This is a genomic window from Burkholderia cenocepacia (assembly GCF_014211915.1).
Lineage (GTDB): Bacteria > Pseudomonadota > Gammaproteobacteria > Burkholderiales > Burkholderiaceae > Burkholderia > Burkholderia orbicola.
The window spans coordinates 3,004,273-3,030,397 of sequence record NZ_CP060039.1 but is presented as its reverse complement, the minus strand read 5'-3'; the positions used below and the strand labels follow the sequence as shown (position 1 = coordinate 3,030,397).

Sequence of the window (26,125 nt, the reverse complement as noted above, 5' to 3'; positions counted from 1 at the left end):
ACGCTAAGGGCTTGGTTCAGACACTGAACCGAGAATTTTGCATTGGCGATTGAGCCAGTCAGAGGATATCAACAGATATCGGCTGTCGTTCTTTAACAATCTGGAAGAAGTAAGTAATTTGGATAGCGGAAGCGTCTCGAGATGGACGTGGAAGTTATCCGGGTTGTGATTGTATCGATGTATCTCAAGATGATTCGAACTCTATGTTCGACTTAAATTGGAATACGGCACAACGCGAGAACTCAACCTGTAGCGACTGTCGATGAGACAGACTCGTTATAGGGTCAAGCGAACAAGTGCATGTGGTGGATGCCTTGGCGATCACAGGCGATGAAGGACGCGGTAGCCTGCGAAAAGCTACGGGGAGCTGGCAAACGAGCTTTGATCCGTAGATGTCCGAATGGGGAAACCCGGCCCTTTTGGGTCATCCTAGACTGAATACATAGGTCTAGTGAAGCGAACGCGGTGAACTGAAACATCTAAGTAACCGCAGGAAAAGAAATCAACCGAGATTCCCAAAGTAGTGGCGAGCGAAATGGGATGAGCCTTGCACTCTTTATTTGTATTGTTAGCCGAACGCTCTGGAAAGTGCGGCCATAGCAGGTGATAGCCCTGTAGGCGAAAACAGTATGAAAGAACTAGGTGTGCGACAAGTAGGGCGGGACACGTGAAATCCTGTCTGAAGATGGGGGGACCATCCTCCAAGGCTAAATACTCGTGATCGACCGATAGTGAACCAGTACCGTGAGGGAAAGGCGAAAAGAACCCCGGGAGGGGAGTGAAATAGATCCTGAAACCGCATGCATACAAACAGTCGGAGCCTCGCAAGGGGTGACGGCGTACCTTTTGTATAATGGGTCAGCGACTTACGTTCAGTAGCAAGCTTAACCGTATAGGGCAGGCGTAGCGAAAGCGAGTCCGAATAGGGCGTTCAGTTGCTGGGCGTAGACCCGAAACCAGGTGATCTATCCATGGCCAGGATGAAGGTGCGGTAACACGTACTGGAGGTCCGAACCCACTAACGTTGAAAAGTTAGGGGATGAGCTGTGGATAGGGGTGAAAGGCTAAACAAACCTGGAAATAGCTGGTTCTCTCCGAAAACTATTTAGGTAGTGCCTCGTGTCTCACCTTCGGGGTAGAGCACTGTCATGGTTGGGGGGTCTATTGCAGATTACCCCGCCATAGCAAACTCCGAATACCGAAGAGTGCAATCACGGGAGACAGACATCGGGTGCTAACGTCCGGTGTCAAGAGGGAAACAACCCAGACCGCCAGCTAAGGTCCCCAAATATAGCTAAGTGGGAAACGAAGTGGGAAGGCTAAAACAGTCAGGAGGTTGGCTTAGAAGCAGCCACCCTTTAAAGAAAGCGTAATAGCTCACTGATCGAGTCGTCCTGCGCGGAAGATGTAACGGGGCTAAGCTATATACCGAAGCTGCGGATGCGAGCTTGCTCGCATGGTAGGAGAGCGTTCCGTAAGCCTGCGAAGGTGCCTTGTAAAGGGTGCTGGAGGTATCGGAAGTGCGAATGCTGACATGAGTAGCGATAAAGGGGGTGAAAGGCCCCCTCGCCGTAAGCCCAAGGTTTCCTACGCAACGTTCATCGGCGTAGGGTGAGTCGGCCCCTAAGGCGAGGCAGAAATGCGTAGCTGATGGGAAGCAGGTCAATATTCCTGCACCATTGTTAGATGCGATGGGGGACGGATCGCGGAAGGTTGTCCGGGTGTTGGAAGTCCCGGTCGCTGCATTGGAGAAGGCGCTTAGGCAAATCCGGGCGCGCAATTCAAGGGTGTGGCGCGAGCTCCTTCGGGAGCGAAGCAATTGGAAGTGGTTCCAAGAAAAGCCTCTAAGCTTCAGTCTAACGATGACCGTACCGCAAACCGACACAGGTGGGCGAGATGAGTATTCTAAGGCGCTTGAGAGAACTCGGGAGAAGGAACTCGGCAAATTGGTACCGTAACTTCGGGATAAGGTACGCCCTTGTAGCTTGACTGGCCTGCGCCAGGAGGGTGAAGGGGTTGCAATAAACTGGTGGCTGCGACTGTTTAATAAAAACACAGCACTCTGCAAACACGAAAGTGGACGTATAGGGTGTGACGCCTGCCCGGTGCCGGAAGATTAAATGATGGGGTGCAAGCTCTTGATTGAAGTCCCGGTAAACGGCGGCCGTAACTATAACGGTCCTAAGGTAGCGAAATTCCTTGTCGGGTAAGTTCCGACCTGCACGAATGGCGTAACGATGGCCACACTGTCTCCTCCCGAGACTCAGCGAAGTTGAAGTGTTTGTGATGATGCAATCTACCCGCGGCTAGACGGAAAGACCCCATGAACCTTTACTGTAGCTTTGCATTGGACTTTGAACCGATCTGTGTAGGATAGGTGGGAGGCTATGAAACCGGAACGCTAGTTTCGGTGGAGCCGTCCTTGAAATACCACCCTGGTTTGTTTGAGGTTCTAACCTTGGCCCGTGATCCGGGTCGGGGACAGTGCATGGTAGGCAGTTTGACTGGGGCGGTCTCCTCCCAAAGCGTAACGGAGGAGTACGAAGGTACGCTAGGTACGGTCGGAAATCGTGCTGATAGTGCAATGGCATAAGCGTGCTTAACTGCGAGACCGACAAGTCGAGCAGGTGCGAAAGCAGGTCATAGTGATCCGGTGGTTCTGTATGGAAGGGCCATCGCTCAACGGATAAAAGGTACTCTGGGGATAACAGGCTGATACCGCCCAAGAGTTCATATCGACGGCGGTGTTTGGCACCTCGATGTCGGCTCATCTCATCCTGGGGCTGTAGCCGGTCCCAAGGGTATGGCTGTTCGCCATTTAAAGAGGTACGTGAGCTGGGTTTAAAACGTCGTGAGACAGTTTGGTCCCTATCTGCCGTGGGCGTTGGATATTTGAAGGGGGCTGCTCCTAGTACGAGAGGACCGGAGTGGACGAACCTCTGGTGTACCGGTTGTCACGCCAGTGGCATCGCCGGGTAGCTATGTTCGGAAGAGATAACCGCTGAAAGCATCTAAGCGGGAAACTCGCCTTAAGATGAGATATCCCTGGGGACTAGATCCCCTTGAAGGGTCGTTCGAGACCAGGACGTTGATAGGTCAGGTGTGTAAGCGCAGTAATGCGTTCAGCTAACTGATACTAATTGCCCGTAAGGCTTGATCCTATAACAAGTCTGCCTTGTAGATCGGCGCCGTGCGACAGCACCGGCCGCGATCCAAAGCGACATGTTGGATTCTCGTGTGTGATACACACAACCTAATTACTGCTTCTTCCAAGATTGGTTCTGTTGGCCACGCCAGCAGAACAACCCCCTTTGCCTGATGACCATAGCGAGTCGGTCCCACCCCTTCCCATCCCGAACAGGACCGTGAAACGACTCTACGCCGATGATAGTGCGGATTCCCGTGTGAAAGTAGGTAATCGTCAGGCTCCCTTAGCCAGAAACCCCGCCCGACAAGGCGGGGGTTTTTGCATTTCAGCGCTCAAAAAGCATGCGGCGAAGCGCCGTCATAACTCGCCGTTACGAACGCCAGATCAGACTATCTGCGCTCCTGCTGCCAAGCCTTCCCCGGAACGAAACCACGCGATTTGATACGATCGAACTGTCGTCGATGAGGGTATCGTCGACGTTCGTGTTCGAAACCAGGGCTTCATGAAGAGGGCGGGGAATGAATATCGGCGACGCGTCGCGCGAATCCGGCGTCAGTGCAAAAATGATCCGGTACTACGAACAGGTCGGTCTTCTTGCGCCCAGCAAACGGACCGATGCTGGCTACCGGATCTATGGAGCAGACGAAATCCATATCCTGCGGTTCATCCGTCAGGCGCGACGACTTGGCTTTCTCGTCGAAGACATTCGCAAGCTGCTGATGCTCTGGCAGGATCGCTCACGCGCCAGCGCCGAAGTGAAATCGATTGCTCTCGAGCACGTGGCCGAACTCGACAGACGTATCGCCGAATTGAGCGACATGCGCGACACGCTGGTCGATCTGGCCGCGCACTGTCATGGTGACGGTCGGCCCGAATGCCCGATTTTGGCGCGCTTGGCTGACCCTGTCGGCGACCCAAATTAGTGCGCGCTCTCGCGGCTCAAAACAGGCTTTGCCCCGACATCTATATAAATCAATGAGTTATATGTGGTCTGCATGCCAACATTCCAAAATGGAATGGGCGCCATGCAAGGATTTCACTGGCATCTTGGTGCGGCGTCGCTATAATTCGGGATAACCCTATACGGGAAATCCCTGAATCTCGATTCACCAGGGGTCCCTCTTCCTTGGAGAACGTCATGATCGCCTACATCGTCGAAAAGCTGAGCAACTGGTTCGAATCCGCAGAACGTGAACGCCGTGAGGCTTACCTTGCCACGTCGTCGGACATCGTCCAGCTCGAGAGCCGCATCCGCTCGCTCGAAACCAACGGCTACTCGCTGTAATCGGAGTAACCGTCAGGTGCCGCGCGGCACCGAACGATAAGCAAGCCCCGTATTGACGGGGCTTTGTTTTTTGTGCGCCGGCTCTAGCGAAATCGTCGGTGCAGCGCTATGGTATGGACCTGCTTTTTATCCTGAAGGTCACGATCATGCGTTTGTGTGTCGATGTGCGTCGCAGTGCCCGCGCGCGTCTCGTTCTGGGTGCGGTCGTGCTCGTCCATGGCCTCGCGGCCGGTGCCGCGACGTCGTCCAGGCCGCTCGTTCTCGATACGCAGCGCGGTATCCAGGACGGCAAGGGCGGGTTGGTGCTGCAGACGGCGCCGTTGTCTTCCGAGCCGATCGTCGAGCCGGCAGGCATGCGGGCGCCAGCCGGGCAGGCGCCGAACACGTCGGTTCCGCTGTTCGTCGCGCCATATATCAATGTTCCCGCGTGGGGCGGGCAGCCGGCCAACCAGCCCCGGCTCGCGCCGAGACCGCAGCCGTAACGACCGGTCGCCCGATCAGTTGCCGCGGTGCTCGATCTGAAAGCGGGCGCCGCTATCCTGTCCCAGCTTTTCGACCAGATAGGGCAGTACCTCTTTCATGCTCTGGGCGAGCGTATACGGCGGATTCAGGATGAACATCCCGCTGCCGTAGAGACCCAGTCCGTCGGTCGGCGGATTCGACACCGTCAGCGTCAGGTGCAGCCAGTTGTTCGGCTGCAGACGCTTCAACTGCTCGGGAAAGCGCTGCGATTCCGTCCGCGTGACCTGCGGATACCAGATGGCATAGCAGCCGGTCGAGAAACGCTTCAGGCATTCCGTCACGCAGCTCACCGTGCGCGCGTAATCCTTCTTGTCCTCGTAGGACGGATCGATCAGCACGAGTGCACGTCGCGGCGGCGGCGGCAGCAGCGCCTTGATACCTTCGAAGCCGTCGCCGGCGAAGATCATCGCGCGTCGCCCGGCATCGCGGAAATTGTGGCGCAGCACATCGATTTCCGTCGTATGCATTTCGAACAGGCGCATCCGGTCCTGCTCGCGCATCGACCGCCATGCGATGTACGGGGAGCCCGGGTAGAAGTGCAGTTCGCCGTCGTCGTTCAGCGCGCGGACTTCGTCCACATAGTCGCCCAGTGCCTCCGGCAGGTTCTTTTCGTTCCACAGTCGGCCGATGCCGGTATCGAATTCCGACGTCTTCGCTGCATAACCGTCGCGCAGCGAGTACACGCCGGCGCCTGCGTGCGTATCGATGTACCAGTACGATTTGTCTTTCTTGTTCAGGTAGCGCAGCAGCTGGACGACGACGGCGTGCTTGAGCACGTCCGCGTGGTTGCCTGCGTGAAAACCGTGACGATAACTGAGCATGGCTGGCTGCCTGAAACGAAAGGTGAATCGATGAAAACGGTCGATCGTGCGCGGCCGTGAGGCCGGGCGCCGATGCGGCCGCGTATTGTACGCGAGTGGCCGTGAGTCGCCTTACTCGTATGCATCGCCGACCACCGCCTCGATGCGCTGCTTCACGTCCGGCGTCAGCTTCGCGGCAACCTCGAGCGCGCGCATGTTGTCGCCGATCTGATCGACCCGCGATGCACCCGTGATGACCGAACTCACGCGCGGGTTCGCGAGCACCCACGCGATTGCCAACTGGCCGGTGCTGCAGCCGAATTCGGCCGCAATTTCGCCGAGCCGTTCGACGATGTCGTTGGCGGCCCGATCGGTCAGGCGTTCGCGCATCCAGTCGTAGCCTTGCAACTGCGCGCGGCTGCCGGCGGGTACGCCGTTGCGGTACTTGCCGGTGAGCAGGCCCGACGCCAACGGGCTCCAGGTCGTGAGCCCAAGACCGTAATCGTCATAGAGCCGCGCATATTCCTGTTCGACCCGGGTGCGGTGAAACAGGTTGTACTGCGGTTGTTCGACGACCGGCTTGTGGAGATGATGCCGCTCGGCAATCTCGCATGCCGCGCGGATTTCGTCGGCGCTCCATTCCGACGTGCCCCAGTACAGCGCCTTGCCGCGCACGATCATGTCGCTCATCGCCCAGACGGTTTCCTCGATCGGCGTATGCGGATCGGGGCGATGGCAATAGACGAGGTCGACATAGTCGAGCTGCAGCCGGCGCAGCGAGCCGTCGATCGCGTTCAGCAGGTACTTCCGGTTCAGCGTGTGATACTGGTTCGGGGCTTCCGCGAGCCCCCAGAAGAACTTCGTGGACACGATATAACTGACGCGCGGCCAGTCGAGCGACTTGAGCGCATGGCCCATGATTTCCTCAGATTTGCCGCCGGCGTAGACCTCGGCGTTGTCGAAGAAATTGACGCCTGCATCACGTGCCGCGGCGAGGCATTCGCGCGCGACCCGCTGGTCGACCTGGTTGCCGTACGTCACCCACGAACCGAGTGAAAGCTCGCTGATCTGTAGGCCGGAGCGGCCTAGCCGTCGATAGTGCATGAGAATCTCCTGCTGAACGGAACCGACCTTAAGCTTAGACGTTTTGCGCACGAACGGCGGGGCCAATCGTGCACAATGACGGCTGGCACGCTGATGCGATTTCGCGATGAACGCGGATGCGGCGGGTGCGTGTTTCATCGATCCGATAACGGAAGGAGACGGACATGGCAGCAGATCTGAGCGGCAAGACCGCAGTCGTCACGGGCGCCGCAAGCGGCATCGGCAAGGAAATCGCACTCGAGCTGGCCAAGGCCGGCGCGGCCGTCGCGATCGCCGACCTGAACCAGGACGGCGCGAACGCGGTCGCCGACGAGATCAACAAGGCAGGCGGCAAGGCGATCGGCGTCGCGATGGACGTGACCAACGAGGACGCCGTGAACAGCGGCATCGACAAGGTGGCCGAAGCGTTCGGCTCGGTCGACATCCTCGTGTCGAACGCCGGCATCCAGATCGTCAATCCGATCGAGAACTATTCGTTCTCCGACTGGAAGAAGATGCAGGCGATCCACGTGGACGGCGCGTTCCTGACGACGAAGGCCGCGCTCAAGCACATGTACAAGGACGATCGCGGCGGCGTCGTGATCTACATGGGTTCGGTGCACTCGCACGAAGCGTCGCCGCTGAAGTCGGCGTACGTGACGGCCAAGCATGGCCTGCTCGGCCTCGCCCGCGTGCTGGCGAAGGAAGGCGCGAAGCACAACGTGCGCTCGCACGTCGTGTGTCCGGGCTTTGTGCGCACGCCGCTGGTCGACAAGCAGATTCCGGAGCAGGCGAAGGAGCTCGGTATCAGCGAAGAGGAAGTGATCAAGAAGGTGATGCTCGGCAACACGGTCGACGGCGTATTCACGACGGTGCAGGACGTCGCGCAGACGGTGCTGTTCCTGTCGGCGTTCCCGAGCGCCGCGCTCACGGGCCAGTCGGTGGTCGTCAGCCACGGCTGGTTCATGCAGTAACGCGGGTGCGGGCGGTGCCGCCGCCCGCCGCGCTGGACTGGACGGCACAAAAAAACGCGCTCCGTGGAGCGCGTTTTTCATGTCGGCAGGGCGGGGCCGGTGACGGCTGCCGCCCGGCCCGGCTTTACTTCAGGACCGCTGCGACCGCATTGGCGACCGCGTCGAGGTTGCGCGTGTTCAGCGCGGCGACGCAGATCCGGCCCGTGCCGACCGCATAGATACCGAACTCGTCGCGCAGGCGATCGACTTGTGCCGAGGTCAGGCCCGAATACGAGAACATCCCGCGCTGCGCGTTGATGAAGCTGAAATCGCGATCGACGCCGCTTGCCTTCAGGCGCTCGACGAGACCATTGCGCATCGCGCGGATGCGATCGCGCATTTCGCCGAGTTCCTGCACCCACGAAGCGTGCAGTTCCGGCGACGCGAGCACGGCTGCGACCACCGCGCCGCCGTGGGTCGGCGGGTTCGAGTAGTTCGTGCGGATCACGCGCTTCAGTTGCGACAGCACGCGCGTGGCTTCTTCCTTGCTCGACGTGATGATCGACAGCGCACCGACGCGCTCGCCGTACAGCGAGAACGACTTCGAGAACGACGACGACACGAACGCGTTCAGGTCGGCCGCGGCAAACAGGCGCACGGCGGCGGCATCGGCTTCGATGTTCTCGCCGAAGCCCTGGTAGGCCATGTCGAGGAACGGCACGAGGTTGCGCGCCTTCACGACGTCGACGACCTGTTGCCATTGCGCTTCGGTGAGGTCCACGCCGGTCGGGTTGTGGCAGCACGCGTGCAGCACGACGACCGTGCCGGCCGCGTAGCCGTTCAGCGCCGACAGCATGCCTTCGAAGTTCACGCCGTTCGTGGCCGCATCGTAATACGGGTACGCGACGACTTCGAAGCCGGCCGCTTCGAACAGCGCGCGGTGGTTTTCCCAGCTGGGATCGCTGATCGCGACCTTCACGTTCGGATTCAGGGTGCGCAGGAAATCGGCGCCGATCTTCAGCGCGCCCGTGCCGCCCAGTGCCTGGGCCGTGACCACACGGCCCGCCGCGATCAGCGGCGAGTCGTTGCCGAGCAGCAGCTTCTGCACGGCCGCATCGTAGGCGGCGATCCCGTCGATCGGCAGGTAGCCGCGCGGCAGGCCGGCCTCGACACGTGCCTTCTCCGCGTCGCGCACCGCGCGCAGCAGCGGAATCTTGCCGTCTTCGTTCGTGTACACACCGACGCCGAGGTTGACCTTGGTCGGACGCGCATCGGCGTTGAAGGCTTCGTTCAGGCCCAGGATCGGGTCGCGGGGAGCAAGCTGGACAGCGGAGAAGAGCGACATGATGATTCGGCAGTAGTGAAAAGAGGGTCAGGCTTTCAGCCGGCGGGGCGGGCGCAGTGGACCGCGCCCACGGTGCGACGCCGGGAAGCGCAGCAGCCTGACATTGTAGCGAATTCGTGATGGCAGGGGCGGTGATTCCGTCGCGATTCGGGCGGCGAATCGCGATTCGGGGCGGCCGTCCCGCGTCAGGAGCCGACAGCAGTTCGCGCGGCCGCGAAGCGCTAGAATGCTTTCTTTGCCCTTGCTCCGGCCGCATTCCATGTCCGAACATCATGCCGAAGTCGGCGACGCACTCGACGAATCCAAATTCGTCACTTTCGAAGGGTCGCCGTTCCAGCTTTACCAGCCCTATCCGCCCGCGGGCGACCAGCCGACCGCGATCGACACGCTCGTCGAAGGCGTCGGCGACGGCCTTGCCTTCCAGACGCTGCTCGGCGTGACCGGTTCGGGCAAGACCTTCACGATGGCGAACACGATCGCGCGGCTCGGCCGCCCGGCGATCGTGTTCGCGCCGAACAAGACGCTCGCGGCCCAGCTTTACGCGGAGTTTCGCGAGTTCTTCCCGCGCAACGCGGTCGAGTATTTCGTGTCGTACTACGACTACTACCAGCCTGAGGCCTACGTGCCGCAGCGCGACCTGTTCATCGAGAAGGATTCGTCGATCAACGAGCACATCGAGCAGATGCGGCTGTCGGCGACGAAGAGCCTGATGGAGCGTCGCGACGTGGTGATCGTCGCGACGGTGTCGGCGATCTACGGTATCGGCAATCCGTCCGAATACCACCAGATGATCCTGACGCTGCGCGCCGGCGACAAGCTCGGCCAGCGCGACGTGATCGCGCGATTGATCGCGATGCAATACACGCGCAACGAGCAGGACTTCCAGCGCGGCACGTTCCGCGTGCGCGGCGACACGATCGACATCTTCCCGGCCGAACACGCGGAAATGGCCGTGCGCGTCGAGCTGTTCGACGACGAAGTCGAGACGCTGCAGCTGTTCGATCCGCTGACCGGGCGCGTGCGGCAGAAGATTCCGCGTTTCACCGTGTACCCGTCGTCGCACTACGTGACGCCGCGTGACACCGTGATGCGCGCAGTCGAGACGATCAAGGACGAACTGCGCGAACGGCTCGAGTTCTTCCATCGCGACGGCAAGCTCGTCGAGGCGCAGCGCCTCGAGCAGCGCACGCGCTTCGATCTCGAAATGCTGCAGGAGCTCGGCTTCTGCAAGGGCATCGAGAACTATTCGCGGCATTTCTCGGGCGCGGCGCCCGGCGATCCGCCGCCGACACTCGTCGACTACCTGCCGCCCGACGCGCTGATGCTGCTCGACGAATCGCACGTGCTGATCGGCCAGCTGAACGGCATGTACAACGGCGACCGCGCGCGCAAGGAAAACCTCGTCAATTACGGGTTCCGCCTGCCGTCGGCGCTCGACAACCGGCCGCTGAAGTTCCCCGAGTTCGAGCGCAAGATGCGCCAGGTCGTGTTCGTGTCGGCCACGCCGGCCGACTACGAGAAACGCGTGACGGGGCAGATCGCCGAGCAGGTCGTGCGGCCGACCGGCCTCGTCGATCCGGAAATCGAAGTGCGCCCGGCGAGCTCGCAGGTCGACGACGTGCTGACCGAGATCAACGCGCGCGTGAAGGCCGGCGAGCGCGTGCTGATCACCGTGCTGACGAAGCGCATGGCCGAACAGCTGACCGAGTTCCTGGCCGATCATGGCGTCAAGGTGCGTTACCTGCACAGCGACATCGATACGGTCGAGCGCGTCGAGATCATCCGCGACCTGCGGCTCGGCACGTTCGACGTGCTGGTCGGGATCAACCTGCTGCGCGAGGGCCTCGACATTCCCGAAGTGTCGCTCGTCGCGATCCTCGACGCGGACAAGGAAGGCTTCCTGCGCGCCGAGCGCTCGCTGATCCAGACGATCGGCCGCGCCGCGCGGAACGTGAACGGCAAGGCGATCCTCTACGCGGACAACATGACCGAGTCGATGAAGCGCGCGATCGGCGAAACCGAGCGGCGCCGCGCGAAGCAGATCGCCTACAACGAAAAGATGGGCATCACGCCGCGCGGCGTCGTGAAGCGCATCAAGGACATCATCGACGGTGTCTACAACGCCGACGACGCGCGTGCGGAGCTGAAGGAGGCGCAACAGCGCGCGAAATTCGAGGACATGTCGGAAAAGCAGCTCGCGAAGGAAATCAAGCGTCTCGAGAAGCAGATGGCCGACTACGCGAAGAACCTCGAATTCGAGAAGGCCGCCGCAACCCGCGACCAGCTTGCCGTGCTGCGCGAACGCGTGTTCGGCGCGAACGTCGGCGACCACATCAGCGGCGGCCGGTAACTCTTTCCAAGCGTCACCGAATCTTTTGGTAAAGCGCCTGTAAGCCTTGTCGGATCAGGGGTTTACGGCGCTCTCCGTTTGTTCCGAAACAGGTTCGGTGCTAAACTCCGCATGTATTGAGAATAGTTCGCATTAACGTTCTTCGTCGCGTTAGTGTTTCCAGCGAGCGGCCCCGGCGGCGGCTCGCATGTCGTCAAGATAGTCAGACAAATAACAAGGAGTGTCCATGTTGGGTTCTTCGTTCATCCGCACGACGGTTGCGGTAGCGGCGGCGCTTGCCGCGATGTCGGCCTCGGCTGCCGAGTATCCGATCGGCAAGCAGCAGATCCAGGGCGGCATGGAAATCGGCGCGGTGTATCTGCAGCCGATCACGATGGACCCGGAAGGCATGATGCGCAAGGCGTCGGATTCCGACATTCACCTCGAGGCCGACATCCATGCGGTCAAGAACAACCCGACCGGTTTCGCGGAAGGCGACTGGATGCCGTACCTGCAGGTCACGTACAAGCTGACGAAGCAGGGCGACACGAAGTGGAAGGCCGAAGGCGACCTGATGGGCATGGTCGCGAGCGACGGCCCGCACTACGGCGACAACGTGAAGCTCGCCGGCCCGGGCAAGTATCACCTGACGATGGTCGTCAAGCCGCCGATGCAGTCGGGTCACATGGCGTTCGGTCGCCACGTCGACAAGGAAACGGGCGTGGGCCCGTGGTTCAAGCCCATCACGCTCGAGTACGACTTCCCGTTCGCCGGTATCGGCAAGAAGGGCGGTTACTGATCGGTGGCATCACGAACGGCGCGCTTCGGCGCGCCGTCGGCGTAGAGAACCCAGAATGAAGATTCCCCAGAAAATCGTTGCCGCGGCCGCTGCGCTGTGGCTTGCCGGCGCGGCGCATGCAGCCGATCTGCCGACGTTCAAGCTCGAGATGACGGATGGCAAGCTGAATCCTGCCCGCATCGAAGTGCCGGCCGGCCAGCGTTTCAAGATCGAGATCCGGAACACCGGCAAGGGCGCTGCCGAATTCGAGAGCGTGCAGTTGCGCAAGGAGAAGGTGCTCGCGCCGGGCGCCGATTCGTTCGTGGTCGTCGCCCCGCTGTCGCCGGGCGAATACAAGTTTTTCGACGATTTCCACCAGCAGGCACAGGGCGTGATCGTCGCGAAGTAACGCGTTTTATCTGCGCGCGGGCGCACCAGTCCCTTGCGCCGCGCGTCAGGAGGTATCGATGGGTCAGATCTTGTTCATCGTCTGGCGGGAGAGCGTCGAAGCGCTGCTCGTCGTCGGCATTCTCTATGCATGGCTGAAAAACGGCGACGACGACGCGCGCCGCGGCCTGCCTTTCCTCTGGGCCGGTGTCGGCGTCGGCCTGCTGATGGCCATCGGCCTCGGCGCCGCGCTGGTCGGGTTCACCGAAGTGCTGTCCGGCGACGCGCAGGACTATTTCCAGACGGCGATGGTGCTGATCGCCTGCGTGCTGATCGTGCAGATGGTGCTGTGGATGCGCCGGCACGGCCGCACGCTCAAGCGCGACATGGAGCAGTCGCTGCAGCAAAGCACGCGCGATTCGAACTGGTGGGGCGTCGCCGTGCTGGTCGCGCTCGCGATCGCGCGCGAAGGCAGCGAGACGGTGATCTTCCTGTACGGCCTCGGTTTCGGCCAGTCGGGCCACGTCGACGGCAGCCAGATGCTCGCGGTCGTGATCGGCCTCGGCCTCGCGTTTCTCACCTTCTATCTGCTGCAGCTCGGCGGCAAGTACTTCTCGTGGCGGCATTTCTTCCGCGTCACCGAAGTGATGCTGCTGTTCCTCGGCGCGGGCCTGTTCCAGACCGGCGTCGACAAACTGATCGACAAGGAAATCCTGCCGCTCGGCATCTCGCAGGTGTGGGATACGTCCGCGATCCTCGATGATTCGGGCACGTTCGGTTCGCTCGTCGCGACGCTGACCGGCTATCGCGCACACCCGGCGCTGACCAACCTGGTGGCCTATGCGGTGTACTGGGCGGTCGTCTGGTTGTTGATGAAGCGCGCGAGCCGCCGTCCGGCCGTTGCAGCGGGTCGCGCGGCATGAGCGTTGTCGCCGCCGTCAAGCCGGGCTGGCTCGCGCAGGCGGGCCAGTGGATGCAGCGCCACGGTGCGCTGATCCGCGGTATCCAGTGGATCGTCGTCGCCGTCTACGCGTTCCTGATCATCGTGCCGGCCGTGTTGCCGCTGCCGGACGATTCCGCGCATCTGTGGAACAACCTCACGCTCATCGCGCAATTCGCGTTCTGGGGCATCTGGTGGCCGTTCGTGCTGCTGTCGATGGTGATGCTCGGCCGCGTGTGGTGCGGCGTGCTGTGCCCGGAGGGCGCGCTCACGGAATATGCGAGCAAGTTCGGCCGTGGCGGCCCGATTCCGCGCTGGATCCGGTGGGGCGGCTGGCCGTTCGTCGCGTTCGGCATCACGACGATCTACGGGCAGATGGTCAGCGTGTACCAGTACCCGCTCGCGGTGCTGTTCGTGCTCGGCGGCTCGACCGTCGGCGCGATCGTGATCGGCGTGCTGTACGGCCGCGAGAAACGCGTGTGGTGCAAGTACCTGTGTCCGGTCAACGGCGTGTTCGGGCTGCTCGCGCGGCTCGCGCCGATGCGCTACAAGGTCGACGAGGATGCGTGGCGCCGTTCGTACAAGAACGGCGAGCACGGCCATCGCGTGATTCCGATCAACTGCGCGCCGCTCGTGCCGTTGCGCAACATGAAGGGCGCGGCGGACTGCCATATGTGCGGCCGCTGCAGCGGGCACCGCGACGCGATTTCGCTGTCGCTGCGCTCGCCGTCCGACGAAGTCGTGAACCTCGGTGCAGAGCGGGCCAACCCGTGGGACACCGCACTGATCCTGTACGGCCTGCTCGGCGTGGCGATCGGCGCGTTCCACTGGACCGTCAGCCCGTGGTTCGTGCAGATCAAGCAATGGCTCGCGGGCTGGTTGATCGACCACGACATCACGTGGCCGCTCGAGACCAATGCACCGTGGTTTCTGCTCACGCACTACCCGGACCGCAACGACGTATTCTCCTGGCTCGATGGCGGGCTGGTCGTCAGCTACATCGTCGGCACGGGGCTCGTGTACGGCACGGCGCTGCTGGTGTTGCTGGCCGGCGCGACGCTGATGCTCGGCCGCTTCGATCGCGTGCGCCTGCATCACCTCGCCCAGGCGTTGATCCCGATCGCGGGGGCGGGCGTGTTCCTCGGATTGTCGGCCACGACGCTGTCGTTGCTGCGCGCCGAGCATGTGCCGCTCGGCTGGGCAACCGATGTGCGCATCGCGATTCTGGTCGGCGCCAACGTATGGAGTGCGTGGCTCGCGTGGAAGGTGACGGGGCGCTATGCGGCGTGGCCGCGCCGGCTCGCGGCATTCGCATGGTTCGCCGTCGGGCTGGCGGTCGTCGACAGCGCATGGTGGTTGATGTTCTGGGGGTTCTGAAGCGGCTCGCATGCCGCTTCCTTTAGCCGTCGTGCATTGATAGCCGACCTACACACGGGTGGCACGCTTCGCGCATTGGCTGCCCAAACAAAAAAGCGACACGTCCTTCGACGTGTCGCTTTTTTTCTTCCTTGTGCGAGAACCAAAAAAGTGGCTTGGCTTGCTGCAACGGCTGCTTGAGTGTGTTTGCACGAAGGGGTCTAGATCTCGCGTGCAAGCCGTTACGCTGGCTACTGCCCAACACCTCTCAGGGAGGTGGTCCCCACAATACTCGGTCGTTACTTCGTCAGGATCAGTTTGCCGAGCCGCGTGGCCCGCAACTGGTAAGTCTCTCCGTTATGCGCGATGCTGATGTGGCTTTGGCCTTGCAGCAGCGTATCGCTGTTGACGACCCGCGTGCCTGGATCGCGGTTGCCGGCGGGTTTCGCCGGCGTGGTGACCGCTGCCGTCTTCTGACGGCTGCTGGCTGCGGTGCTGGTGGTGCGGCGCAGGGTCAGCGTGGTCGGGCGCATGGTGTCGGTCATTCGGTTTGATCGGTGACTGTCGATACGATGGAATGAATTCTAAATGATAACTATTCCCATTTACAAAAACTCTTTATCGATCGATAAGTCTGGTCTGATAGTTTGAATCAAAGCGGCGGCCCGCAGGCCGCCGCCGGGTTCAGTGCAGCGGATCGGGGTCCTTGCGACCTTGCGCGTACTCGCGGATCAGGCGAACGGTGTCGATATCCGACGTGCGGTACGCCTCCTTGACGATCCCGTGCGTCTGTCGCGCTTCTTCGCTGTCGTCCGTAACCGTCAGCGTCGTGCGGTACTCGAAACGCAGGAACAGTTGGCGGTCGTCGCGCTCCTCGATCGTCATCGTCAGCGAGCCGCCGATCTCGCCATCGGCGGCGCGGATGTCATAGCGGACCTGCTGGTTCGGCGTGAACGTCACGTGGTCGCGCACGGTCGCGTGGCCGTAATGGAGTTCGCGTTCGAGCGTCGTGTCCGTCCGTTCGTGGATGACGCAGCTGTCGAGGCCGATCACGAACAGTTGCGGCTGTTCTGCACGCAATACGAGGCCTTCCCAGAGCTGGTCGCGGGTGAGGCTCGGCACGCCCGGTTCGTCGGAGTTGATCTGGATCAGGTGTTCGAAGTTCAAGGGGCGGGTTCCTTCTGGTGGCGGCTGGCCACATGGTTCAAGAACTTATTGTGACGTAAAACCATCGGCTTCGCGGCTACCTGTGACCCCGATCCGATTCACGCTTCGATGCGGCCCATGCGACCGGTCTGGTAGTCGACGACGGCCTGCCGGATCTCTTCTTCGGTATTCATCACGAACGGGCCGTAGCGGACGATCGGCTCGTTGAGCGGCACGCCGCCGATCAGCAGCAGGTCGAGCGACGTGTCACCCGCAGCGAACGTGACGGTGTCGCCATCGTCGCCGTAGACGATCATGTGCCGTGCGTCGACCGCCTGCCTGTCAGGCCCGTAGAGGCCCGTTCCGTCGATCGGATAGGCAAACACGCGATAACCGGCCGGCACGGGCTGCGTGACCGTCGCACCCGGCTCCAGCGTGAAGTGCTGGTAGAGAATCGGTGTGCGCGTCTCGATCGCGGCCTGTACGCCGAATGCTTCGCCGGCGATGACGCGCACGCGCGCGCGGCCGTCCGGCGACGTCGCGGTCGGAATGCGTGCGGCCGGGATCTCCTGGTAGCGCGGTGCGATCATCTTGTCGCGGCGCGGCAGATTGACCCACAGCTGGAAGCCGTGGGAACGCCCGCCTGCCTCGGCGAACGCCGGATCCGGCATCTCGCTGTGCACGACGCCGGCGCCGGCCGTCATCCACTGCACGTCGCCGGGGCCGAGCGTGCCGGTATGGCCGGACGAGTCGCGATGGCGGAAGCGCCCGTCGAGCGCGTACGTCACGGTCTCGAAGCCGCGATGCGGATGGTCGGGCGCGCCCACGGCTTCGCCGGGGGCGTAGTCGACGGGGCCCATTTCATCGAGCAGCAGGAACGGATCGAAGTCCATCAGCAGCCGCGTCGGGAACGGACGGTGAACCACGAAACCGCCGCCTTCGGTGGTGCGAAGCGCGGGGTAGGTACGATCAAGCGAGCGAGCGGTCGTCATGGGAAGCCCTCGAAATCATCGGAATAGCGTTATTTTTGAAACATAGCGCTATTATATTGGGCGTTTTCCCGTCCGATTTGCGGCCGTTCGCAATGGATTGTTCTGAAATTGGAACGATGAGATGAATATCGATGCACATAACCTGAACGACCTGATGTACTTCTCGCAGGTCGTCGAACATGGCGGCTTTTCGGCCGCCGAGCGCGTGCTGGGCATCTCGAAATCGCGTCTGTCGCGACGCCTGACCGAGCTCGAGGCGGCGCTCGGCGTGCGCCTGCTGCAGCGTTCGACGCGCAAGCTCGCGCTGACCGAGGCGGGGGAGTTGTTCTACCAGCATTGCCAGGCGATGCTCGCCGAAGCGCAGGCCGCGATGAACGCGGTGCAGCAGTTGCGCGCGTCACCACGCGGCTCGGTGCGGGTCAGCGTGCCGGTGACGCTGTCGCAGACGATGCTGTCGCGCATCCTGCCCGAATTCCTGCGCCGCTATCCCGAGGTGAAGGTGCATGTCCGCGTGACGAATCGCGTGATCGACCTGTTCGAGGACTCGATCGACGTTGCGTTGCGCGTGCGCTCCGAGCCGCCGCAGAACGCCAACATCGTCGTGCGGCCGCTGTGGCGCACCGAGCAGATGCTGGTGGGCGCGCCGAGCCTGCTGAGCCAGAATGCGCCGCCGCTGGCGCCGGACGACCTGACCGGCTTCGAGACGCTCGATACGCCGAGCGTCGACGGCCGGCACGTATTCAACCTGATCGCGCCGGATGGAACGCGCCACGTGCACGAGCATGATCCGCGGCTCGTGACGGCCGACCTGATGACGATCCGCGAGGCCGTGCTCGATGGCCTCGGCATCGCCGCGCTGCCGGAGATGATGTACGGCAACGCGCTGCGCGCGGGGCAACTGTCGCCCGTGATGCCGGGCTGGACGCTGCCGGTGCCGCAGCTGTACGCGGTGTTCGTGTCGCGGCAGGGGATGCCGCCCGCGGTCCGTGCGTTCGTCGATTACCTGGTCGAGAAGCTCGACCATGGCGCGTACAAGGAGCCGGGTTGCCCCGAGCGCGCGAAGCAGGAAGCAGCGGCCGATGTTTCGGCGACCTGAACACGGCGTGCACGACGACGCAAATTTGTTTTGTCATTGAAGCGTCGTCTGCAATCGCAAGTTTCAATCGCCGGAACCTTGAATGCGTGCGCGGGCGGGCCTATATTGAAATCCCATTTCGCGAAGGAAGTTCTGAGCGAAATCAGGTGGCCGCATATATTGTGAGCCAGATAGGGCAGAACGCGCAGTCCGTGCAGACCACGGCAGAGTCGCATTTGCGTTGCTCGAGGCGTAACCGATACCGCCAAAGAGCCCGCCGCCCGAAGGCGCCCGCGTGCGCATGAAAAAAGGCCTTCATCTGGCGATGAAGGCCTTTTACTTTGTGCGCGGCCGGTTAGGTGCGGCCGGTTAGGTGCGACCGACCAGGTGCGCAGTTGCGACTGCGAGACGTATGCGCGTTACTTCGCTTTTGCACCCGGCTCCGTCACGAAGCCCAGCTTCGTCAGGCCGCCTGCCTGCGCATCCGACATCACTTCCGCGACGTGCTCGTACGCAACCTTGCGATCCGCGCGCAGATGCAGCTCCGGCTGCGGCGTGCGTTTCGCGGCTTCCGCGATGCGCGCCTGCAACTGTTCGCGCGTGACCGTGTGGTCGTCCCACAGGATCGTGCCGTCGCCCTGGATCGCGACGTCGACGGTCTGCGGCTTTTCGTCGACGGGCTGGCTGCTGGCGTGCGGCAGGTCGATCTTCACCGCATGCTGCATCGCCGGGATCGTCACGAGAAAAATGATCAGGAGTACGAGCATGACGTCGACGAGCGGCGTCATGTTGATCTCGCTCATCACGGCATCGTCGTCATCGTCGCTGAAACCGGTGTTCATGGCCATGGTTCACCTCGTCTCAGCTGGCGGCGCGCGATGCGAGACGCAGACCGTCGCGCGTCGACGACGACGCGAGGCTCGCACCCGTCACGAAGTACGCGTGCAGACCGTGCGCGAAGCGGCGCAGCTTGCTGACGACGCCCTTGTTCGCGCGGGTCAGTGCGTTGTAGCCGAGCACCGCGGGAATCGCGACGAACAGGCCGAAGGCCGTCATGATCAGCGATTCGCCGACCGGGCCCGCGACCTGGTCGATCGACGTCTGGCCGGTGGCGCCGATGGCGAGCAGCGCGTGGTAGATGCCCCAGACCGTGCCGAACAGGCCGACGAACGGCGCCGTGCTGCCGACCGATGCGAGGATCGCGAGGCCGCTCTGCATGCGCGAGATGGCTTCGTCCATCGTGTCCTTCAGGCAGCGCGTGACCCAGTCCGATACGTCCATGCGGTCGTGCAGGTGCGGTTGCGTCTGATGGTGGTGGTCGGCGGCTTCCTTGCCCGACAGCGCGAGCGCGAGGAACGGGTTGTCGTTCGGCGTCGATGCGGCGAGGCCGAGCTTCTTGATGCCGTCGTCGAAATTGTCGGAATGCCAGAATGCCTGTTCGGCATTCTTCGTGAGGCGGTTCAGGCGAATCACGTTCCAGCCCTTGATGACGATCACGATCCACGACAGGACCGACATCACGAGCAGCGTGATCGCAATGGCGCGCGTGACGAAATCACCTTGCGCCCAGACGTGCGCGATACCGTAGCTTTGCATTTTTGTTTCCTTTGAATCTTCCGGATGAGGCAGGTTAGTCGGTGAGCCCGAAGCTGTAGGGCTGTGTGCGGGCAGCGCGGATCGCCTGGCCGTTCTCGACGTACGGACGGCAGGTGGTCGAGCGCATCGCGTCGAGTGCGGCATCGTCGAGGCGCGGATAGCCGCTGCTCTTCTGCAGATCGATACTTTCGATCTTGCCGGTCACGCCGACGACGAAGTGAACATAGGCGGTACCCGATTCGCCGCGGCGGCGCGACATCGACGGATAGTCGGGCTTCACGAAGTTGCATTGGAGCGTCGGCACGTTCTTCGGCGCGCTGACCTGCATCGTTTCGCGCGCCGGGCCCGGCGTGGCGGCTGGTGCCGCGGGAGCGGGCGCGGCCGGAGCAGGCGTTGGGTCGGCGGCAGGCGCGGGGGTGGGCGACGGAGCCGGCGAGGGCGCAACCGGCTGCGGCGTCGGCTTCGCCGCCTTCTGCACCGGCTTCGGCTCGACCTTGGGTTTCACGCGCGGCACGGGCTTCGGCGGTGCGGGCTGCGGGATCGACTCGGCCGCGACCTGCTGCGTGATCGGCGCAGGCGTGATGAGCTGCGCGGTGATCGTCTGGACTTCGACCGATTTCGGCGGCGGCGCGTTGCGATGGAGCCACGCGGCCGTCAGCATGATCGCGTGTGCGGCAAGCACACCGACCGCGACGACGATCACTCGGGGATTCATACGTGGTGCAGCCGGCATGGCGCCGGCAGGAGCGAGATGCGAAGCCTGCATGTTAGCTTGAAAGAACGACGTCGCACCCGGGGCGCGGCGGGTGAATCGGCATCACTTGCGGAAAATCAGCAGCGAGATGCAAACGGTGGTTACGAATCCGATCAGCAATTCCATCACAGGCTCCTTGACAGGTAAGCCGTTGGCTCGCGCGGACGGTGGCTTGCTGACGGTCAAAACAAAAAATGCGGCCTGGGCCGCATACGCACGCTCGGTGCAGCTCAGGCCGCCTTGCGGTCGTAGAACGTGACCGGGATCGGATGAGCATGATGCTCGACACCGCACCGGCTCGCGCAGACGCCTTGTTCGGCCATGAGGTCGCGTACGGACTCCTCGCACTTGCCGCAGCACGTGGCCACGCCGAGCTCGAACTGGAGTTCATCGAAAGAGTTCACGCCCTCGGCAAGGGACGCGCGAATCTTGCGATCGGAAACAGACTTGCACACGCAGACGATCATGATGAGTTGCGATAGCTAACGTTAATGCGAATTATTATCATTAATTTTGCGGGTGTTGACAAGCCTGGGTCGGGCTTTTTTTAAGGTCATCGGACCCTTGAAACGGCGGGAGCGGGGAAGCTGGGGCGGGGAGCCGGCGCACCGGCCCGTGTCAGGCGGTCGCGCAGACGCGCGCGTTCGGCGAGGAAATGGTGACGGATTCGACCGGCGCATCGAGGCCGAGCAGCGTGGACGCGAGCGCGTGCAGCTGCAGGCCGTCGCTCGTCGAGCAGAAGCGCGGCGGCGCGGCATGCGTGCCGGCCGGCGCGCGCAGCCCGCGTTCGTCGAGCACCCGTGCGAGCTGGCGGGCGATGGCATCGCTCGTGTCGACGATCGTCAGGCGCTCGCCAACAAGGTCACGAATCGTTTCCGTGAAGAACGGATAATGCGTGCAGCCGAGTACCAGCGTATCGGCACCGTCGTCGAGCATCGGCTGGATGTAACGCTCGAGCAACGCGCGCAACGCGGGCGAGTTCGTGTCGCCGCGTTCGATCGCTTCGACGAGCCCGTGGCCGGGTTGGCAGATGAAGCGGCGGCCGGCGCCGTAGCGGTCGAGCAGCGCCTGGAAGCGCGGGCTGTTCAACGTCGATTGCGTGGCAAGGACGCCCGCGACGCCGGTCTCGGACAGCGCGGCGGCCGGCTTGATGCCCGGCTCGACGCCGACGAGCGGGATCGACAGGCATTCGCGGATGGCCGCGATCGCCCGTGCCGTTGCCGTGTTGCACGCGATGACGAGCGCTTTCGCGCCTTCGCGGGCGAGCCACTCGCCGATGGCCAGCGTGCGTTCCGTGATGAAGGCCTCGTCGCGCGGGCCATATGGCGCGTGGTGCGAGTCGGCGACGTAGACGAACGATTCGTCCGGCAGGTGCGCGCGTGCGGCGCGCAGCACCGACAGGCCGCCGAGCCCCGAGTCGAAGATGCCGACAGGGGCGGCGGCGCGCGGCGCGGTAGCGTGGGACGGGTTCGTCATCGTCAGGCAGGCGGCGGGCTGGCGGGCAGGGCGATTACTCGGCCGAACCCATCATCGTTTGCTGATAGTTCTGCAGGCCGACCTTGCCGATCAGGTCGATCTGCGTTTCGAGCCAGTCGATGTGCTCTTCGGTGTCGTCGAGGATCTTCTCGAAGATCTCGCGCGACACGTAGTCGCGCACCGATTCGCAGTAGGCGATCGCTTCCTTGCAGGTGGACTGCGAGATCTGCTCGAGCTTCAGGTCGCACTTCAGGATCTCTTCGGTTTCCTCGCCGACGAGCAGCTTGTGCAGGTCCTGCAGGTTCGGCAGGCCGTCGAGCATGAACACGCGCTCGATCAGCCAGTCGGCGTGCTTCATTTCGCCGATCGACTCGTCGTATTCGTGCTTGCCGAGCTTGTCGAGGCCCCAGTGCTTGTACATGCGCGCATGCAGGAAGTACTGGTTGATCGCCGTGAGTTCATTCTTCAGTTGGGCGTTCAGATATTCGATGACTTTCTTGTCGCCTTGCATGGCTGTTCCTTGTTCAGTGGGGCTTCAGAAACCGAACGATAATCGCTCGAACGAGAAAAGCCAAGCCTCGAAGCCTTGTCGGGCCTGCCTTTTGCGTGTAATGAGAATCAGCCTTGAATAACCGGCCGCGCACAATAATGAGAATGAGAAGTAAAAAGGCCGGACTCCCGTCCGGCCTTTCGTTCGATCGCGCTTAAGCGGTGGCGACCGGGATCTTGCCGATCTTCGCCTGCCATTCCTTCGGACCCGTCTGGTGCACCGACGTGCCCGACGAATCGACGGCGACCGTCACCGGCATGTCCTGCACGTCGAACTCGTAGATCGCTTCCATGCCGAGGTCTTCGAACGCGAGCACCTTCGCGCCGCGGATCGCCTTCGACACGAGGTAGGCCGCGCCGCCGACCGCCATCAGGTAGGCCGCCTTGTGCTTCTTGATCGCGTCGATCGCGACCGGGCCGCGCTCGGCCTTGCCGACCATCGAGATCAGACCCGTCTGAGCGAGCATCGTCTCGGTGAACTTGTCCATGCGCGTGGCCGTCGTCGGGCCGGCCGGGCCGACCACTTCGTCGCGCACCGGATCGACCGGGCCGACGTAGTAGATCACGCGGTTCGTGAAATCGACCGGCAGCTTCTCGCCCTTCGCGAGCATGTCGGCGATGCGCTTGTGCGCGGCGTCGCGGCCGGTGAGCATCTTGCCCGACAGCAGCAGCGTCTGGCCCGGCGTCCAGCTCGCGACTTCTTCCGGCGTCAGCGTGTTCAGGTCCACGCGCTTGCTGGTTTCCGTGTTCGGTTCCCACTGCACCTTCGGCCAGGCGTCGAGCGACGGCGCTTCCAGCTTGGCCGGGCCCGACCCGTCGAGCACGAAGTGCGCGTGGCGCGTGGCCGCGCAGTTCGGGATCAGCGCGACCGGCTTCGACGCCGCGTGCGTCGGCGCCGCCATGATCTTCACGTCCAGCACGGTCGCGAGGCCGCCGAGGCCCTGCGCGCCGATGCCGAGCGCGTTGACCTTTTCGTGCAGTTCCACGCGCAGTTCCTCGACCCAGTCCTTCGGGCCGCGCGCGATGATTTCCTGGATGTCGATCGGCTCCATCAGCGATTCCTTCGCCATCAGCATCGCCTTCTCGGCGGTGCCGCCGATGCCGATCCCGAGCATGCCCGGCGGGCACCAGCCGGCGCCCATCGTCGGGACCGTCTTCAGCACCCAGTCGACGATCGAATCGGACGGATTCAGCATCACGAACTTCGACTTGTTTTCCGAGCCGCCGCCCTTCGCCGCGACCTGCACGTCGACCTTGTCGCCCGGCACGATCTCGTAGTGGATCACGGCCGGCGTGTTGTCCTTCGTGTTCTTGCGGGCGCCTTCCGGCGGATTGACGATCGACGCGCGCAGCACGTTGTCCGGGTGCGTGTAACCGCGGCGCACGCCTTCGTTGATCATGTCGGTGAGGCCCATCGTCGCGCCGTCCCAGCGCACGTCCATGCCGACCTTCACGAAGATCGTCACGATGCCGGTGTCCTGGCAGATCGGGCGTTTGCCTTCCGCGCACATGCGGCTGTTCGTGAGGATCTGCGCGATCGCGTCCTTCGCCGCCGGGCTCTCTTCCAGCTCGTACGCGCGGCCGAGGGCCTGGATGTAGTCGAGCGGGTGGTAGTAGCTGATGTACTGGAGCGAATCCGCGATGCTCTGGATCAGGTCTTCCTGTTTGATGACGGTCATGGCTGAGACTCTGTGGGGACAGTGGGGAAGGGTTTGCCGACGGTTCAGGCCGCCGGTCGGGACGCCGCGGGCGCGTGCGCCTCGTGGAAATGGGCCGGGTGCGTGTGTGTCGTCAGGCGGTCGACCCACGCCATCACGAGCGCCGACACGAGGAACGACACGTGGATGATCACCTGCCACATGATCGCGTGCGTCGTGTGCTGGTCGGGGTTGATGAAGGTCTTCAGCAGGTGGATCGACGAAATGCTGATCAGCGCCATCGACAGCTTGACCTTCAGCACGCCCGCGTTCACGTGGTCGAGCCACTCGGGCTCGTCGGGGTGGCCCTCGATGCCGAGCCGCGACACGAACGTTTCATACCCGCCGACGATCACCATGATCAGCAGGTTCGAGATCATCACCACGTCGATCAGGCCGAGCACGGCGAGCATCACGCTGATTTCGTCGAGGCCGGTCGCATGCGACAGCAGGTGCCAGACTTCCTTCAGGAACAGGAACACGTAGACGCCCTGCGCGACGATCAGGCCGAGATAAAGCGGAACCTGGAGCCAGCGGCTCATGAAAATCAGCGCGGGAAGGGGGCGAAGCGGGCGGCGGCCGGGACGGCCGGGCGAATGCGGGGCGGACATGTCGGGGTACGGGCGCGGTGCGCAGGTATCGGGGTAATCTTGAAAAGGCGCGCTATTGTAACGCGTCGGCCGGCGCCGCTGCAGCGACGCGCCGGCCCTGCCGGGGACGGATCAGGAAGCGGCCGCCGGCACGCGTTTCACGCGCAGGCTCGCGAGCACGATACCGGTGACCACACAGGCGAGCGCGATGCCGTGCGCGAGCGTCGGGCGCTCGCCGAGGAACGCGATGCCGTACGCGGCCGCGGCGATCGGCAGCACCGCGCTGAACACGCCGGCGAGGCTGCCCGGCACGTGCCGGATGCCCTTCATCCACAGCCAGAACGAGAAGATGCTGGCCGACAGCCCGTACCAGACGACGAGCGCCCAGGTGCCGGCGGGCACGCTCGCGTAATCGAAGCGCCACAGCGCGGTTGCGCCGAGCGGCAGCATCAGGAACAGGCCGAACAGGTGGGTGTACGCGCAGATGTCGATCGGCGCGAGCGTTTGCGTGAGCCGGCGCGACAGGATCACGTAGATCGATTCGCAGCAGACCGCGCCGAGGATCAGCAGGTTGCCCGCCAGCGAGCCGGACGCATCGCCCTGCGCGCCGTGGCCGGTTGCACTGCCGTTGGCGAGGTTGATCGTCACGACGCCGACGATCGCGAGCGCGATCGACACGAGCGCACGGCCGTTCGGTTTTTCACGCAGGATCAGCCACGCGAACAGCGCGACGATCGCCGGGATCGTGCTCGTGATGACGCCCGCGGCCACCGCGCTCGTGCGCTGCACGCCGTTGAGCATCAGCAGCGTGAACATGAAGGTGCCGAAGAACGCCTGCAGGAACAGGTTCAGCCATTCGCCGCGCTTCACCGCGCGCATCTTCACGGGGCTGAACAGCGGCCACAGCACGGCGATCGCGATCACGAAGCGCAGCGTGGCGAGGATGGCAACCGGGACGAATACAACGATGGATTTACCGATACCGACGTTGCTGCCGACGAACAGCATCGACAGGATGAGGAAGAGGGCGTAGCGATTCAAGCTGGAGTCCGGAAGGCGAGTTCAGTTAGGATTGTAGGGTCGCGGTTGTAACAGCGTAAAGCCGACCTCGATGCGGTGCCCTGCGCACGACGGCCATGCCGCGTAAGTGACGGGTAAGTTCGAGCGCTTATCGTGGAAACTGCCGGGCCGCGAGTCACGTTCGCGTGATGTGGTGCGGTGCAGCATCGTGCGCAGGCCTTCGCGGTCGCGTGCAGGTGGTGGGAGACAGCGGCGCGCAGGCGCCGGCCAGGACGACGCGCGGCGCGCACGATCGCGCCGCCAT

General features: G+C 62.9%; 25 protein-coding genes and 2 rRNA genes. 12 read left to right on the top strand and 15 right to left on the bottom strand.

The genetic code is table 11. From position 1 onward, the window contains the following. Positions 1 to 282: 282 nt before the first annotated feature. The 5 genes from SY91_RS14315 (at position 283) to SY91_RS14295 (ending at position 4,915) form a co-directional block, all read left to right on the top strand. Positions 283 to 3,161, top strand: a 23S ribosomal RNA gene (locus tag SY91_RS14315). Positions 3,162 to 3,314: 153 nt separating this feature from the next. Then, positions 3,315 to 3,427: ribosomal RNA gene (gene rrf, locus SY91_RS14310) — 5S ribosomal RNA — on the top strand. Positions 3,428 to 3,666: 239 nt separating this feature from the next. Continuing rightward, the gene (cueR, locus tag SY91_RS14305; RefSeq protein ID WP_006478294.1) at positions 3,667 to 4,071 is read left to right on the top strand and encodes a Cu(I)-responsive transcriptional regulator; all 405 of its coding nucleotides are present in this window, start codon (positions 3,667 to 3,669) and stop codon (positions 4,069 to 4,071) included. Between the two features lie 215 nt (positions 4,072 to 4,286). Then, entirely contained in the window at positions 4,287 to 4,433 is a 147-nt protein-coding gene (locus tag SY91_RS14300; protein WP_006478295.1) for a DUF3563 family protein, read from the top strand. A gap of 113 nt (positions 4,434 to 4,546) precedes the next feature. Then, positions 4,547 to 4,915: a hypothetical protein gene (locus SY91_RS14295; RefSeq protein ID WP_023478117.1), complete on the top strand. Its 369-nt coding sequence runs from the start codon at positions 4,547 to 4,549 to the stop codon at positions 4,913 to 4,915. Positions 4,916 to 4,930: 15 nt separating this feature from the next. On the opposite strand, the gene SY91_RS14290 is transcribed toward SY91_RS14295, so the two are convergent. Beyond that, positions 4,931 to 5,776 carry a 23S rRNA (adenine(2030)-N(6))-methyltransferase RlmJ gene (locus tag SY91_RS14290; RefSeq protein ID WP_023478116.1) on the bottom strand — a complete coding sequence of 282 codons (846 nt, stop codon included), beginning with the start codon at positions 5,774 to 5,776 and terminating at the stop codon, positions 4,931 to 4,933. A 111-nt stretch (positions 5,777 to 5,887) separates the two neighbouring features. Beyond that, positions 5,888 to 6,859, bottom strand: a complete 972-nt coding sequence (locus SY91_RS14285; RefSeq protein ID WP_027810190.1) for a potassium channel beta subunit family protein — start codon at positions 6,857 to 6,859, stop codon at positions 5,888 to 5,890. Between the two features lie 164 nt (positions 6,860 to 7,023). On the opposite strand from SY91_RS14285, the gene SY91_RS14280 reads away from it, so the two are divergent. Further along, complete coding sequence (locus tag SY91_RS14280; RefSeq protein WP_006478299.1) at positions 7,024 to 7,812, top strand: 3-hydroxybutyrate dehydrogenase; 789 nt, start codon at positions 7,024 to 7,026, stop codon at positions 7,810 to 7,812. Positions 7,813 to 7,936: 124 nt separating this feature from the next. On the opposite strand, the gene SY91_RS14275 is transcribed toward SY91_RS14280, so the two are convergent. After that, the gene (locus SY91_RS14275) at positions 7,937 to 9,136 is read right to left on the bottom strand and encodes an amino acid aminotransferase (protein ID WP_006478300.1); all 1,200 of its coding nucleotides are present in this window, start codon (positions 9,134 to 9,136) and stop codon (positions 7,937 to 7,939) included. Positions 9,137 to 9,395: 259 nt separating this feature from the next. Here SY91_RS14275 and uvrB point away from each other — a divergent pair, with 259 nt between their 5' ends. From uvrB to SY91_RS14250, 5 genes are all read left to right on the top strand, one after another. Further along, on the top strand, positions 9,396 to 11,486 hold the full coding sequence (uvrB, locus tag SY91_RS14270; protein ID WP_027807217.1) for an excinuclease ABC subunit UvrB: 2,091 nt from the start codon (positions 9,396 to 9,398) through the stop codon (positions 11,484 to 11,486). A 226-nt stretch (positions 11,487 to 11,712) separates the two neighbouring features. Continuing rightward, positions 11,713 to 12,264, top strand: coding sequence for an iron transporter (locus tag SY91_RS14265; protein WP_006483880.1), 552 nt, complete (start codon positions 11,713 to 11,715; stop codon positions 12,262 to 12,264). A gap of 55 nt (positions 12,265 to 12,319) precedes the next feature. After that, positions 12,320 to 12,652 carry a cupredoxin domain-containing protein gene (locus SY91_RS14260; RefSeq protein ID WP_006478303.1) on the top strand — a complete coding sequence of 111 codons (333 nt, stop codon included), beginning with the start codon at positions 12,320 to 12,322 and terminating at the stop codon, positions 12,650 to 12,652. Between the two features lie 58 nt (positions 12,653 to 12,710). Continuing rightward, positions 12,711 to 13,553, top strand: a complete 843-nt coding sequence (locus tag SY91_RS14255; RefSeq protein WP_006478304.1) for an FTR1 family protein — start codon at positions 12,711 to 12,713, stop codon at positions 13,551 to 13,553. After that, the gene (locus SY91_RS14250; protein WP_006478305.1) at positions 13,550 to 14,947 is read left to right on the top strand and encodes a 4Fe-4S binding protein; all 1,398 of its coding nucleotides are present in this window, start codon (positions 13,550 to 13,552) and stop codon (positions 14,945 to 14,947) included. Before SY91_RS14255 ends, SY91_RS14250 begins: the two co-directional genes overlap by 4 nt. A gap of 278 nt (positions 14,948 to 15,225) precedes the next feature. Here SY91_RS14250 and hemP read toward each other — a convergent pair whose 3' ends face one another. From hemP to SY91_RS14235, 3 genes are all read right to left on the bottom strand, one after another. After that, the gene (hemP, locus tag SY91_RS14245) at positions 15,226 to 15,471 is read right to left on the bottom strand and encodes a hemin uptake protein HemP (protein ID WP_006478306.1); all 246 of its coding nucleotides are present in this window, start codon (positions 15,469 to 15,471) and stop codon (positions 15,226 to 15,228) included. 139 nt (positions 15,472 to 15,610) lie between these two features. Next, the gene (locus tag SY91_RS14240) at positions 15,611 to 16,093 is read right to left on the bottom strand and encodes an SRPBCC family protein (RefSeq protein WP_006478307.1); all 483 of its coding nucleotides are present in this window, start codon (positions 16,091 to 16,093) and stop codon (positions 15,611 to 15,613) included. A 98-nt stretch (positions 16,094 to 16,191) separates the two neighbouring features. Then, a complete protein-coding gene (locus SY91_RS14235) occupies positions 16,192 to 17,064 on the bottom strand; it encodes a pirin family protein (protein ID WP_053526001.1) in 873 nt (290 codons plus the stop codon). Between the two features lie 121 nt (positions 17,065 to 17,185). Here SY91_RS14235 and SY91_RS14230 point away from each other — a divergent pair, with 121 nt between their 5' ends. Next, on the top strand, positions 17,186 to 18,160 hold the full coding sequence (locus SY91_RS14230; RefSeq protein ID WP_006478309.1) for a LysR family transcriptional regulator: 975 nt from the start codon (positions 17,186 to 17,188) through the stop codon (positions 18,158 to 18,160). Between the two features lie 398 nt (positions 18,161 to 18,558). On the opposite strand, the gene SY91_RS14225 is transcribed toward SY91_RS14230, so the two are convergent. The 9 genes from SY91_RS14225 to SY91_RS14185 form a co-directional block, all read right to left on the bottom strand. Then, a complete protein-coding gene (locus SY91_RS14225; RefSeq protein ID WP_006478310.1) occupies positions 18,559 to 18,987 on the bottom strand; it encodes an ExbD/TolR family protein in 429 nt (142 codons plus the stop codon). Between the two features lie 13 nt (positions 18,988 to 19,000). Then, positions 19,001 to 19,735 carry a MotA/TolQ/ExbB proton channel family protein gene (locus SY91_RS14220; RefSeq protein WP_185920967.1) on the bottom strand — a complete coding sequence of 245 codons (735 nt, stop codon included), beginning with the start codon at positions 19,733 to 19,735 and terminating at the stop codon, positions 19,001 to 19,003. A 34-nt stretch (positions 19,736 to 19,769) separates the two neighbouring features. Beyond that, positions 19,770 to 20,501, bottom strand: coding sequence for an energy transducer TonB (locus SY91_RS14215; protein ID WP_124478489.1), 732 nt, complete (start codon positions 20,499 to 20,501; stop codon positions 19,770 to 19,772). Positions 20,502 to 20,719: 218 nt separating this feature from the next. Further along, positions 20,720 to 20,956 (bottom strand): bacterioferritin-associated ferredoxin, encoded by a 237-nt coding sequence (locus SY91_RS14210; RefSeq protein ID WP_006482749.1) that lies wholly within the window; start codon positions 20,954 to 20,956, stop codon positions 20,720 to 20,722. A 151-nt stretch (positions 20,957 to 21,107) separates the two neighbouring features. Then, entirely contained in the window at positions 21,108 to 21,965 is an 858-nt protein-coding gene (gene murI, locus SY91_RS14205; RefSeq protein WP_006478314.1) for a glutamate racemase, read from the bottom strand. A 34-nt stretch (positions 21,966 to 21,999) separates the two neighbouring features. Beyond that, a complete protein-coding gene (gene bfr, locus SY91_RS14200) occupies positions 22,000 to 22,476 on the bottom strand; it encodes a bacterioferritin (protein WP_006478315.1) in 477 nt (158 codons plus the stop codon). A 193-nt stretch (positions 22,477 to 22,669) separates the two neighbouring features. After that, the gene (locus SY91_RS14195) at positions 22,670 to 24,193 is read right to left on the bottom strand and encodes a fumarate hydratase (RefSeq protein ID WP_006478316.1); all 1,524 of its coding nucleotides are present in this window, start codon (positions 24,191 to 24,193) and stop codon (positions 22,670 to 22,672) included. Positions 24,194 to 24,237: 44 nt separating this feature from the next. Further along, entirely contained in the window at positions 24,238 to 24,822 is a 585-nt protein-coding gene (locus SY91_RS14190; RefSeq protein WP_006478317.1) for a TIGR00645 family protein, read from the bottom strand. A 111-nt stretch (positions 24,823 to 24,933) separates the two neighbouring features. Next, positions 24,934 to 25,842, bottom strand: coding sequence for a DMT family transporter (locus SY91_RS14185; protein ID WP_124478488.1), 909 nt, complete (start codon positions 25,840 to 25,842; stop codon positions 24,934 to 24,936). Positions 25,843 to 26,125: the final 283 nt, after the last annotated feature.

Bases quoted from the DNA above. Each gene is read 5' to 3' on its own strand.
- SY91_RS14190 (WP_006478317.1), bottom strand. From the start codon at position 24,822: ATGTCCGCCCCGCATTCGCCCGGCCGTCCCGGCCGCCGCCCGCTTCGC.
- SY91_RS14235 (WP_053526001.1), bottom strand. From the start codon at position 17,064: ATGACGACCGCTCGCTCGCTTGATCGTACCTACCCCGCGCTTCGCACC.
- SY91_RS14260 (WP_006478303.1), top strand. From the start codon at position 12,320: ATGAAGATTCCCCAGAAAATCGTTGCCGCGGCCGCTGCGCTGTGGCTT.
- cueR (WP_006478294.1), top strand. From the start codon at position 3,667: ATGAATATCGGCGACGCGTCGCGCGAATCCGGCGTCAGTGCAAAAATG.
- SY91_RS14295 (WP_023478117.1), top strand. From the start codon at position 4,547: ATGGACCTGCTTTTTATCCTGAAGGTCACGATCATGCGTTTGTGTGTC.
- SY91_RS14220 (WP_185920967.1), bottom strand. From the start codon at position 19,735: ATGCAAAGCTACGGTATCGCGCACGTCTGGGCGCAAGGTGATTTCGTC.
- uvrB (WP_027807217.1), top strand. From the start codon at position 9,396: ATGTCCGAACATCATGCCGAAGTCGGCGACGCACTCGACGAATCCAAA.
- SY91_RS14290 (WP_023478116.1), bottom strand. From the start codon at position 5,776: ATGCTCAGTTATCGTCACGGTTTTCACGCAGGCAACCACGCGGACGTG.
- bfr (WP_006478315.1), bottom strand. From the start codon at position 22,476: ATGCAAGGCGACAAGAAAGTCATCGAATATCTGAACGCCCAACTGAAG.
- SY91_RS14255 (WP_006478304.1), top strand. From the start codon at position 12,711: ATGGGTCAGATCTTGTTCATCGTCTGGCGGGAGAGCGTCGAAGCGCTG.
- SY91_RS14300 (WP_006478295.1), top strand. From the start codon at position 4,287: ATGATCGCCTACATCGTCGAAAAGCTGAGCAACTGGTTCGAATCCGCA.
- SY91_RS14280 (WP_006478299.1), top strand. From the start codon at position 7,024: ATGGCAGCAGATCTGAGCGGCAAGACCGCAGTCGTCACGGGCGCCGCA.
- SY91_RS14195 (WP_006478316.1), bottom strand. From the start codon at position 24,193: ATGACCGTCATCAAACAGGAAGACCTGATCCAGAGCATCGCGGATTCG.
- SY91_RS14285 (WP_027810190.1), bottom strand. From the start codon at position 6,859: ATGCACTATCGACGGCTAGGCCGCTCCGGCCTACAGATCAGCGAGCTT.
- SY91_RS14275 (WP_006478300.1), bottom strand. From the start codon at position 9,136: ATGTCGCTCTTCTCCGCTGTCCAGCTTGCTCCCCGCGACCCGATCCTG.
- SY91_RS14215 (WP_124478489.1), bottom strand. From the start codon at position 20,501: ATGCAGGCTTCGCATCTCGCTCCTGCCGGCGCCATGCCGGCTGCACCA.
- hemP (WP_006478306.1), bottom strand. From the start codon at position 15,471: ATGACCGACACCATGCGCCCGACCACGCTGACCCTGCGCCGCACCACC.
- SY91_RS14225 (WP_006478310.1), bottom strand. From the start codon at position 18,987: ATGGCCATGAACACCGGTTTCAGCGACGATGACGACGATGCCGTGATG.
- SY91_RS14210 (WP_006482749.1), bottom strand. From the start codon at position 20,956: ATGATCGTCTGCGTGTGCAAGTCTGTTTCCGATCGCAAGATTCGCGCG.
- SY91_RS14265 (WP_006483880.1), top strand. From the start codon at position 11,713: ATGTTGGGTTCTTCGTTCATCCGCACGACGGTTGCGGTAGCGGCGGCG.
- murI (WP_006478314.1), bottom strand. From the start codon at position 21,965: ATGACGAACCCGTCCCACGCTACCGCGCCGCGCGCCGCCGCCCCTGTC.
- SY91_RS14250 (WP_006478305.1), top strand. From the start codon at position 13,550: ATGAGCGTTGTCGCCGCCGTCAAGCCGGGCTGGCTCGCGCAGGCGGGC.
- SY91_RS14230 (WP_006478309.1), top strand. From the start codon at position 17,186: ATGAATATCGATGCACATAACCTGAACGACCTGATGTACTTCTCGCAG.